Origin of the sequence: Pseudochrobactrum kiredjianiae (genome assembly GCF_030362795.1) — a bacterium.
Lineage (GTDB): Bacteria > Pseudomonadota > Alphaproteobacteria > Rhizobiales > Rhizobiaceae > Pseudochrobactrum > Pseudochrobactrum kiredjianiae.
Genome location: NZ_JAUCBM010000034.1, coordinates 1 through 7,527 on the forward strand (window position 1 = coordinate 1; position 7,527 = coordinate 7,527).

7 protein-coding genes and 1 pseudogene are annotated in these 7,527 nt (G+C 48.9%); 5 read left to right on the top strand and 3 right to left on the bottom strand.

What is annotated here, in order from left to right; translation table 11 throughout:
• Positions 1 to 79: 79 nt before the first annotated feature.
• Complete coding sequence (locus tag QUF18_RS20095; protein ID WP_289388726.1) at positions 80 to 763, top strand: IS6 family transposase; 684 nt, start codon at positions 80 to 82, stop codon at positions 761 to 763.
• Positions 764 to 810: 47 nt separating this feature from the next.
• On the opposite strand, the pseudogene QUF18_RS20100 reads toward QUF18_RS20095, so the two are convergent.
• Positions 811 to 1,449: pseudogene (locus tag QUF18_RS20100) on the bottom strand (ISNCY family transposase); the annotation flags it as partial.
• Positions 1,450 to 1,706: 257 nt separating this feature from the next.
• On the opposite strand from QUF18_RS20100, the gene QUF18_RS20105 reads away from it, so the two are divergent.
• Positions 1,707 to 2,174 (top strand): ParC-related protein, encoded by a 468-nt coding sequence (locus QUF18_RS20105; RefSeq protein WP_289389027.1) that lies wholly within the window; start codon positions 1,707 to 1,709, stop codon positions 2,172 to 2,174.
• Entirely contained in the window at positions 2,171 to 2,458 is a 288-nt protein-coding gene (locus QUF18_RS20110) for a type II toxin-antitoxin system RelE/ParE family toxin (RefSeq protein ID WP_289389028.1), read from the top strand. The genes QUF18_RS20105 and QUF18_RS20110 overlap by 4 nt, the downstream gene beginning before the upstream one ends.
• A 303-nt stretch (positions 2,459 to 2,761) precedes the next feature.
• On the opposite strand, the gene QUF18_RS20115 is transcribed toward QUF18_RS20110, so the two are convergent.
• Together QUF18_RS20115 and QUF18_RS20120 are read right to left on the bottom strand one after the other, a co-directional pair.
• Positions 2,762 to 4,603 carry an ATP-binding protein gene (locus tag QUF18_RS20115; protein ID WP_289389029.1) on the bottom strand — a complete coding sequence of 614 codons (1,842 nt, stop codon included), beginning with the start codon at positions 4,601 to 4,603 and terminating at the stop codon, positions 2,762 to 2,764.
• Complete coding sequence (locus tag QUF18_RS20120; protein ID WP_289389031.1) at positions 4,596 to 5,636, bottom strand: SIR2 family protein; 1,041 nt, start codon at positions 5,634 to 5,636, stop codon at positions 4,596 to 4,598. Before QUF18_RS20120 ends, QUF18_RS20115 begins: the two co-directional genes overlap by 8 nt.
• A 346-nt stretch (positions 5,637 to 5,982) precedes the next feature.
• Here QUF18_RS20120 and QUF18_RS20125 point away from each other — a divergent pair, with 346 nt between their 5' ends.
• Positions 5,983 to 6,282: a hypothetical protein gene (locus tag QUF18_RS20125; RefSeq protein ID WP_289389033.1), complete on the top strand. Its 300-nt coding sequence runs from the start codon at positions 5,983 to 5,985 to the stop codon at positions 6,280 to 6,282.
• Between the two features lie 78 nt (positions 6,283 to 6,360).
• A protein-coding gene (locus QUF18_RS20130; protein ID WP_374807254.1) for an IS3 family transposase occupies positions 6,361 to 7,508 on the top strand; the annotation gives its coding sequence in 2 pieces (ribosomal slippage) (positions 6,361 to 6,607 and positions 6,607 to 7,508; 1,149 coding nt in all).
• The last annotated feature ends 19 nt before the right edge of the window (positions 7,509 to 7,527 follow it).

Consider the following 7,527-nt stretch of genomic DNA (forward strand, 5'->3'; position numbering starts at 1 on the left):
GGTTTTGTCGCAAACTTTTTATGTCGGACCATATATGCGATGAGTGGCGTCGGTTACAGATTGATGAGAGGCATTGAACATGGTCGATTTCAAGGGAACGCATTTCCCCAAAAGTGTCATCCTGTATGCCGTTTTCTTCTATGTTCGTTATTCAGTTTCGTATCGTGATCTTCAGGAAATAATGGCCGAACGAGGCGTAGAGATTGACCATGCAACACTGAACCGATGGGTTGTTAAATACTCGCCGCAGATTGCAACTCATGCTCAGAAGCGTAAACGCGCAACACTAGGCTCATGGCGTGTTGACGAGACCTATATAAAGGTCAAAGGGAAATGGACCTATCTATATCGGGCCGTTGATCGTGACGGCCAAACCCTTGATTTCATGCTCTCTGAGCGCCGCAACCTCAGCGCTGCGCGGCGTTTCCTTAAAAAGGCTATCGCAAGCAATAGTGTTCCGAACAAGATTGTTATTGATAAAAGCGGAGCTAATTTGGCTGGTGCGCAGGCTATAAATAATATCCTTAAGATCACCGATACGGACAAGCTGATTGAGATTCTTCAGGTCAAATACCTGAACAACATTCTTGAACAGGATCATCGTTTCATCAAGCGGGTCACCAAGCACATGTTGGGCTTCAAAGCATTCCATTCCGCTTCAGCCACCATTGCAGGGATCGAAGTGGCTCACATGATCCGCAAGAATCAATTCGCCAACGACAATCAATCGCCATTCGTAGTGTTCGCGGAGCTCGCAGCATAATTGTGCCCACAGATAAGGCCGCACTTAACTTACTGCAAAATTTGCGACACAACCTGCTTGTCACTGTAAAATGCCAGTGGCTTGCCCCATTCCTTCAGATACGCCTTCGTCGCCTGAAAATAATCAAACGTGTTCTCTGAGCGGGCAAAACGCAAATGCAGGAGCTTGCCGGTGGCATCGTCGATATAAACGAGGAGGGCGCATTTGGGACCCCGATCCTCAAACCACCAGTGATGTGAACCGTCGATTTGCACCAGTTCACCAAGGCAATCCCGCCGGCCGCGCGGCTGATGCAGTTGCCGCTTGCGTTCGCGACGTGACGTCCACAAGCCAGCCGCCGTCATCCATTGTCGCAGCGTCTCCTTGCTGACCGAAATTTGATGGCGTTTAACCAGCTTCTCACAGGCCAGTGTCGGCCCGAAGTCCCGATAATACGTCCGTAAAAGATCCAGAACATCATTCCGGAAATCTTCGCTATAACGACGATTGCTCGGGTGGCCGCGCTTACCCGAAACAAGGCCCGCTCCACCGAACCGATCAAAGGCCTTTAAAAGCCGATGAACCTGGCTGCGACTGAGATCAAGCAGCGCCGCTGCCTCCACCACGCGAAGGTGATTATCTCTGATTTGCTGAACGGTCTTCAGCCGGTTGAGTTCTTTCTGCGACATAGTGATCAGACAAGACATGACGGCTCCCATCCGCTGTTTGCAGCTAAAAACCCAGTCTTCCTTTCCGCCTTCGATTTGAAAAGGGCAAGAGCTGCAAAAATTGTCGCATCTCTAAATTGCCCAACTGTCGCATCTGCATATTGCTGTTATAAGAATTGAGTTGATAATATGTATTATGGAACTAACAAAGAGTTTTACATTTAAATATCTTGCAATGATTAATTGATTGCGCAATGATGTTTTATAGATCCCACGGCAAAAGGAGTTCACCAGCAATGGCTGCAGAAATCATTGATCACAATACGCTGTCACGCCTTGTTGAAGCCGGTGCTGTGCGTGGTGCCCATGTTATCGGTCAACCCGGCGGATGGTCGCTGATGGTCAAATATGGGATGGCCGAACGGGCTCTTGCCGCGCAACGTAGCCGTCAAGTGCGTGTATTCCGGCGTATGGAAACGCTTGTTACCTATCTCAAAGACATGGGAATTCAGCACTTCGATGTTGATGCTGCTGATTATGAGAACGACGGTGGAAAATCCTATACGCGCCCAGACCGTAGTGCTGCTTTACGCCAGACTCACGAAGCTGCAACCCATAATAAATGGTTCCTAGAACAGGTTGAAACAGCCCTACATGAGGCCGACAATCCTAATACAGAGTGGGTTTCTCATGAAACTGTTAAAGAGGACATGGCACGCCAACGCATAGAATTATTGGCGCGTATCAAAGGCGAAACTGAATGAAAATTGTCTGGCTCCCACAAGCACAGGCTAATCGCATGGATCTCATTGCCTATATAGGTCAGGAAAACCCACGTGCCGCTCTTAATCAACTCGACGAGATTGAGCAACAAATAGATAGGCTGATCGATTACCCTGAAATGGGACGTGTCGGACGAAAGCGTGGCACCCGAGAATTGGTTCTCAACCGAACGTCGTTTGTTCTTGTTTATCGCATTCAATTAAAGTTACAGAGTATAGAAATTTTGCGTCTGCTGCATGGTGCGCAAAAATGGCCGCCGACCTGAGGTATTTTGTTAAAGGTGGGTAATAACAGTTCTTCTTAAATCGAAAACAGATCATCCGAATAAGATTGAAAAGGAATAACACATGACAAAACTACCCTTTTGCCATGAGTGATTATATCTGAAAACAAAAAATGGCTACGGCAGCAATGGGGCCGTCAGGAGACGGTCTGCTTTTGCTTTCAGGTCATCGATAGCCGTCGTCCAAGCCTGAGCGCAAAAATCCTCGCAACGCCCATTTTTTAGTGTCGATATCGTCGGCCTACAGAAAGCTGCCAATTTCCAACGCTGCGCGGCTCCGATAGCTTAGTCAGCACCAGGAACCAGATCCACGAATTCCGCCGTCTCGCTTTTGGGCCGCAAAAGATCATCGAGCGGCTTCACTGCCAGCTTGAGTGGCATTTGCCCTGCCATGCCGCTAAATATGCATGTGCCGGTCGGTAGCGTTGGAATGGATTCCTCGGTGAGCTTATCGATGTAGGACACAGCACTTGCGATCGATTGCAAATCCTTCTGATTGATCAGTCGGTGGATAAAATAGTTATGAGCCTGAGAGGTGATGGTATGGGAGATATCATTCGGTCTTTGACTTGAAATTGTAACGAACACGCCGAACTTGCGCCCTTCCTTGATGATCTCCTCGAACGTCTCCAAGCGGTAGTCCTTCCAACTCTCTGATTCCCTGAAAGACTCCCGCGACAGAATATTGTGGGCTTCGTCAATCACTATATTCAACGAACGAGCACCGCCGATCCGCTTATGATCTTCATAGATTTTCTTGGCGACCAACAATGGAACTGTCTTCTTCATCTCTAGATTGATGTCGCTTAGTGCGAACACTAGGACATTCGATGTGAAGAGGTTGGCGTTCGGTACGGGATCAAATATTTTCCGAATGTCGCCTTGTTTACTTTTGAGCTTGTTGATGGCCGGTGCGATGTGCTCGTTCTGGGCACGGTTTGCCAAGACGTCTGAAATCAACTGGACGTAGCAAAGAGTTACCAAATTCTTGATGTCATCTTCCGCGAGTTCAAGTAGCGCTACGGCTTTATAGGCGATCGTTTCTGTGATCCGATCTGGGGTCGACCTGAGATAAACCTGCTGCCCACGAAGTCGGAACTCCGACTGGCCGTTATGCCATTCTAGATCCTCGGCGAGCTCGATGACCTCACCATCTGCGTTACTCTCGGGTAGCACCTGCCTGAGATAATCGAGTAGCAGATCCGCCCGGATCTTATCCGACATCTGTAAAACCTGGGTCACTTGCCGCTGAACGATGGCGCGAAGGTAATTGGCTGGAACATCTGCCTCGTTTACCTGCTGCTGGAGCTTGAGAGCACGCTTTAAAAACGGCTTCTGCGTCTTTTCGGTCGCGTCTGCGAGGATGCTGACAATCTCAATGTCGTTGAAGCCCCCTGCTCCGAGCGGAATTTTATCTCCGTTGTCATTTCTGGTGCTCAAATTGAACACCCGCTTATGCTGGGTGAGGCAATTGTCCCTGATATACTCATTGTTGAAATCGAACAGGACAACGCGACAGTTCGCTTCGAATGCAGCGGCGTTACGAACTCGCATTTTTGCGATGAACTCCTGATAAATCTTCGCAAGCGTGTTCGACTTGCCGCTACCGGTGTTTCCAAAGATGGCGATGTGACTGTTCATCAGCCCGTCGACGGGGAGGGAGATGTCAAATCCCTCGTACTCTGACCGCGCGATGTCGAGCGCGATCCCGCCATTTTTTAAGAGATTATGGACTTGGTGGACCTTCTCTTTGGTAAGAAGGAATGCCTCATTTCCGACGAGTGGTAGCTCTTTTGTGCCTCCAAAGAACTCGCCCTTTCGGTCGAGGAAGCCTACAAGCGAGACGGACAGGAACCGTCGGCCGTTCATGTATGCCAATTGGCTGGGCCGCTTGTCGTCTGTCTGGGCGTTCTCACCCTCAACCTTCCCAATGAGGCTGAGGAAACCCTTTCGAATATCGACATAGCTCCCGACGCCGATGTTTCTGATCACATCGCCATCATAAAACAGCTCCGAGAGATTTTTATCCCGGTCAACGGAGATGAAAACTTTGCGTCCCGTCACAGCAGAGACTTCGCCTACGCGAAGTACGGCCTCTTTCTGAAGGCGATCCGGACGATCAGCCATTCTTGATCTCCGGCAGGACCGCGGCGAGGATGTTGTTCAGACGCAGGAAGTCGATATTGGTTCCCGCAGGCGGCCCGATCACGCTAACGTTTCGATGCTTGTCGAACTTAGCTCGATAAAGATCAATGTCGTCGTGGCTGTAAGCGAAGATGATTAGCTGCGACGTCGGATTTCTGAGCGCTCTTTTCGTTATGTCCAGGATGTGCTCGTCACTAAATGAGAACCCGAACGCCATCAGAGCGGCATTCTCCTGCTCCATCGACTTCGAGAAAAGCCGCAGCAGGTCATAGTATACCCTTTCCATAAGGGTCTCATGAAATTTTCTAAAGTTCGGCATAATCAGAAAATGCTTGCTGAGGTACTCAGAAACCTTAGCTGGATTTGCCTTTTCGGCCGGCATCAGAGGCTGGACAGCACTTGCGTTGTATACGAGATTCGAGCCCCGCTTCGTCCAGTTTAGTGACCCATGAGGCTTAATGAGGTTAATGGTCGGGATCTCGACCCGTCGAGCATAGAGTGAGCTTGCTCGATAGGTTCTGTCAAAATACTTTTCCGGTGCGAACGCAAAATTCTCAGACTGTCCGGAAGATCGGTCGAAACCATCATTGATAATGATACTAGGTAAATTGCTCGCCGCAAATTCGACAAACATATCGTAATTAGTCGAGAATATAGTGGCTTGCCGAGGCAATATCTCGTTTTTTCGATAGAATAAAATCTGATCTATTGTTGAAATAAATCTACGATAGTTATTTAAAGTCTCATCTAGATCTGCCGGGTAAACTGCCTCTTCGTTCAGCTGCTTATAAGTCTTTCCGATTGTCTCAATGAAGTCAATCATCTCGCAATCTGCTTCCGCTGTCTTGCCGTCCTTAATCAGCTTGTCTAGTTTCTTTTCGATGTTACCAGCAGTCTTGATCGCTGGCAGGGAAGCTCCGGAGCCGATGAGGAAGTTAAGATTGCCGGATTGGATGTAAGGTGCCAAGACCTTCACCGTTTCATCATCGTTATTGATTATGTGGAATTGCACCATAGCAAAGTATCTCTAAGGTCAAAAGAATCGACAATCTTAGGTACATTAGATCGCCCGTAGCCAAAGCGATAGACCTCGACCACTTGATCGATCCTTTGCCTGAGAGAGGCGGCAATATGCCCCATCCCGTCGCTCGTGAATGCCGATCTCAGACGGCCATCAAGCGGGTTCATGCGCGTCGACGAGGGATCGCCAAGCAATGTCGGCTTCGGGAATTAGCAAGTCTCAGTCGAACAGCAAAATGGGAGGGCGCATTGCTGCCCGGCAGCTACCGACCCCATAACGGTCGAAACGACGCCGTTTCAGTTTCGCCGAAAGCGGACATCGGTCTGATAAAGAAGAACTGATGACCTACTACACGCTCCTTCTTGACTCGATGAAAGAGGTGCAAGATCTCGAAAAGACGCAGCATCATGGTTACGCGCTGAAGCCGCAGGCGCTGAACACAATTACTAGCTTCGACCTCGAAGAACAGCGTCACACAGACAACCAAAATACGCAAAAACGGATTTTCTGGCTGACCGTCGTTCTGATTGTCGTCGGGATCGTGCAAGCCGGGGCGGTGGCTTACGATACGTGGTGGAAGTCACCGGATACATTCACAGGGACCATCGGCGGACAAGCAATCGATCTGATACAGAAATGAGCGGACTAGAACACAGATTTGAATAGCCCCTAGATTTGTAGACACCTTGTGACTTAAAAAAGAGACAAGGAGCTTACGATGGGTAAAGCTAATTTCACCGACGAATTCAAACTTGACGCTATTAAACAGATTACTGAGCGTGGCTATTCAGTAGCTGATGTTTCACGTCGCTTGGGCGTGAGCACACATTCACTTTATAGCTGGAGGAAGCGCTATAATGCTCCTGAGAAAGCAGCTGTGCAGGATGATCAATTGTCAGAGATCAGGCGCTTGAAGCAAGAGCTTGCTCGCGTCACGGAGGAGCGTGACATATTAAAAAAAGCCACCGCGTACTTCGCCAAGGATGCAAAATGAAGTACGCGTTTATCAAGGCGCATCGTGTTCGGTTCAATGTGCGTGCCATGTGCCGCATGCTTTGTGTCCATCCAAGCGGATTTTATGCATGGATGAAGCAGCCTTTAAGTCACCGTGCAAATGAAGATATCCGGCAGATAGCACTGATCAAGGATGCTTGGCATGACAGCGGCAAGGTCTACGGATACCGCAAATTACACGATGATCTGCGAGATCAGGGGGAGACCTGCTGTCCAAACCGTGTGGCGAGACTGTCCAGACTGGCAGGGATCAAGGCTCAGATTGGTTATAAGCGCCGTTCCGGTAAATATGGTGGCAAACCCTCTATCGTCATAGACAACACCCTGGATCGCCAGTTCGATGTGAACACACCTGATAAGGTTTGGGTCACAGATATTACTTATATCAAGACATATGAAGGGTTTTCCTACCTGGCTGTTGTCATCGACCTGTTTTCTCGACGCGTTGTCGGGTGGTCAATGCAATCGCGCCAAACCACAGACCTGGTCTTACAGGGTTTATTGATGGCCGTGTGGCGACGAAAGCCTAAAGAGCGGGTACTGATACATTCAGACCAAGGCTCCCAGTTTACAAGTATGGACTGGGCATCATTCCTGAAACAACATAATCTTGAGCACAGCATGAGCCGCCGCGGGAATTGTCACGATAATGCTGTAGCTGAGAGCTTTTTTAACCTGCTGAAGCGAGAGCGCGTTCGACGTAAAACATACAGAACTCGAGCTGAAGCAAGGCAAGACGTATTTGATTACATTGAGATGTTTTATAACCCGCAACGCAAACACGTTAGAAATGGTATGCTGTCACCAGCACACTTTGAACAGAACCACAAACTGAAGACGAAGAGTGTCTAATAAACTCGGGGCTATTCAA

Excerpts from the sequence above, each read along its gene's own strand:
- QUF18_RS20095 (WP_289388726.1), top strand. The coding sequence starts at position 80 with ATGGTCGATTTCAAGGGAACGCATTTCCCCAAAAGTGTCATCCTGTAT.
- QUF18_RS20105 (WP_289389027.1), top strand. The coding sequence starts at position 1,707 with ATGGCTGCAGAAATCATTGATCACAATACGCTGTCACGCCTTGTTGAA.
- QUF18_RS20110 (WP_289389028.1), top strand. The coding sequence starts at position 2,171 with ATGAAAATTGTCTGGCTCCCACAAGCACAGGCTAATCGCATGGATCTC.
- QUF18_RS20115 (WP_289389029.1), bottom strand. The coding sequence starts at position 4,603 with ATGGCTGATCGTCCGGATCGCCTTCAGAAAGAGGCCGTACTTCGCGTA.
- QUF18_RS20120 (WP_289389031.1), bottom strand. The coding sequence starts at position 5,636 with ATGGTGCAATTCCACATAATCAATAACGATGATGAAACGGTGAAGGTC.
- QUF18_RS20125 (WP_289389033.1), top strand. The coding sequence starts at position 5,983 with ATGACCTACTACACGCTCCTTCTTGACTCGATGAAAGAGGTGCAAGAT.